This is a genomic window from Pseudalkalibacillus sp. NRS-1564 (assembly GCF_050467905.1).
GTDB classification, from domain to species: Bacteria; Bacillota; Bacilli; order Bacillales; family Guptibacillaceae; genus Guptibacillus; species Guptibacillus hwajinpoensis_B.
The window spans coordinates 1-906 of sequence record NZ_JBITPM010000053.1; the positions used below are offsets into that span (position 1 = coordinate 1).

Consider the following 906-nt stretch of genomic DNA (forward strand, 5'->3'; position numbering starts at 1 on the left):
GAGTAGGACGTCGCTAGGCTTATATAGTGGAGGATTAGCTCAGCTGGGAGAGCATCTGCCTTACAAGCAGAGGGTCGGCGGTTCGAGCCCGTCATCCTCCACCATATTTTTCTTATAACCCGAAAGGGTACATATATCGCCGGTCTAGCTCAATTGGTAGAGCAACTGACTTGTAATCAGTAGGTTGGGGGTTCAAGTCCTCTGGCCGGCACCAGCTTTTCTTATCGAAAAGAGCCATTAGCTCAGTTGGTAGAGCATCTGACTTTTAATCAGAGGGTCGAAGGTTCGAGTCCTTCATGGCTCACCATGCATTTGCGGGTGTGGCGGAATTGGCAGACGCGCTAGACTTAGGATCTAGTGTCTTACGACGTGGGGGTTCAAGTCCCTTCACCCGCACCAATTGCGCGGAAGTAGTTCAGTGGTAGAACATCACCTTGCCAAGGTGGGGGTCGCGGGTTCGAATCCCGTCTTCCGCTCCATTAACTAAATTAGATTTTGCGCCCGTAGCTCAATTGGATAGAGCGTCTGACTACGGATCAGAAGGTTAGGGATTCGACTTCTCTCGGGCGCACCATTATTTTGTTGGTTTTCTTCTTTTTACGGGAAGTAGCTCAGCTTGGTAGAGCACTTGGTTTGGGACCAAGGGGTCGCAGGTTCAAATCCTGTCTTCCCGACCATTCATACCAACGGGGCCTTAGCTCAGCTGGGAGAGCGCCTGCCTTGCACGCAGGAGGTCAGCGGTTCGATCCCGCTAGGCTCCACCAATTATTTTTTAAAAAAGTTGTTGACACTGACAAATGAATCATGATATGATGGTTTAGTCGCTGAAAACGACGTTGAAAGAAAAATTGATCTTTGAAAACTGAACGAAACGCCATGTAAGTAGTTGTTTCTACGGAAACAAAA

The 906-nt window shown here is 48.8% G+C and carries 8 tRNA genes; all 8 read left to right on the plus strand.

Features of this window, described 5'->3' with window-relative positions:
- Positions 1–28 precede the first annotated feature (28 nt).
- The 8 genes from ACIFPW_RS21765 to ACIFPW_RS21800 all read left to right on the plus strand — a co-directional run bounded on the left by ACIFPW_RS21765 (position 29) and on the right by ACIFPW_RS21800 (position 764).
- A tRNA-Val gene (locus tag ACIFPW_RS21765) sits at positions 29–104 on the plus strand.
- Between the two features lie 34 nt (positions 105–138).
- Positions 139–214 (plus strand) — tRNA-Thr (locus ACIFPW_RS21770).
- 17 nt (positions 215–231) lie between these two features.
- Positions 232–307, plus strand: a tRNA-Lys gene (locus tag ACIFPW_RS21775).
- Between the two features lie 7 nt (positions 308–314).
- A tRNA-Leu gene (locus ACIFPW_RS21780) sits at positions 315–399 on the plus strand.
- A gap of 5 nt (positions 400–404) precedes the next feature.
- A tRNA-Gly gene (locus ACIFPW_RS21785) sits at positions 405–479 on the plus strand.
- An 18-nt stretch (positions 480–497) separates the two neighbouring features.
- Positions 498–574, plus strand: a tRNA-Arg gene (locus tag ACIFPW_RS21790).
- 26 nt (positions 575–600) lie between these two features.
- Positions 601–677 (plus strand) — tRNA-Pro (locus ACIFPW_RS21795).
- 11 nt (positions 678–688) lie between these two features.
- Positions 689–764: transfer RNA gene (locus ACIFPW_RS21800), tRNA-Ala, on the plus strand.
- Positions 765–906: the final 142 nt, after the last annotated feature.